Source organism: Paraburkholderia sp. J11-2 (genome assembly GCF_905220185.1).
Classification (GTDB): Bacteria; Pseudomonadota; Gammaproteobacteria; order Burkholderiales; family Burkholderiaceae; genus Paraburkholderia.
Genome location: NZ_CAJMYY010000112.1, coordinates 1 through 493, shown reverse-complemented (window position 1 = coordinate 493; position 493 = coordinate 1). Strand labels below are relative to the sequence as shown.

At 68.0% G+C, this 493-nt stretch carries 1 protein-coding gene; it reads right to left on the bottom strand.

The genetic code is table 11. The features are described from left to right. Window positions 1-493: aromatic amino acid lyase (locus U5A57_RS41380; protein WP_321918111.1), on the bottom strand; the 493-nt coding region annotated here is incomplete at both ends.

Genomic DNA, 493 nt, shown 5'->3' with positions numbered 1-493 from the left:
CGCACCGACTGCATCACGTGCGCGAGCGCCGGGCTCGTGTGGTGCGGTGCGCGCAGGTCCACGCCCTGGGCTGCCGCGAGCAGTTCGATCGCGAGGATGTTGGCCGTGTTGTCGGCGATATCGGCGAGCTTGCGCGCGGCGAACGTCGCCATCGAAACGTGGTCCTCCTGGTTCGCCGACGTCGGCAGCGAATCCACCGAGGCCGGATGCGCGAGCGTCTTGTTTTCCGAAGCGAGCGCTGCTGCCGTGACGTGCGCGATCATGAAGCCCGAGTTCACGCCACCGTCCTTCACGAGGAAAGGCGGCAGGCCCGACAGCGTGGCGTCGATCAGCAGTGCGATGCGACGCTCGGCGAGCGCGCCGATTTCGGCTGCGGCCAGCGCGAGATTGTCGGCGGCGAAGGCCACCGGCTCGGCGTGGAAGTTGCCGCCCGACAGCACTTCGTTCGTTTCCGGGAAGATCAGCGGGTTGTCCGACACCGCGTTCGCCTCGA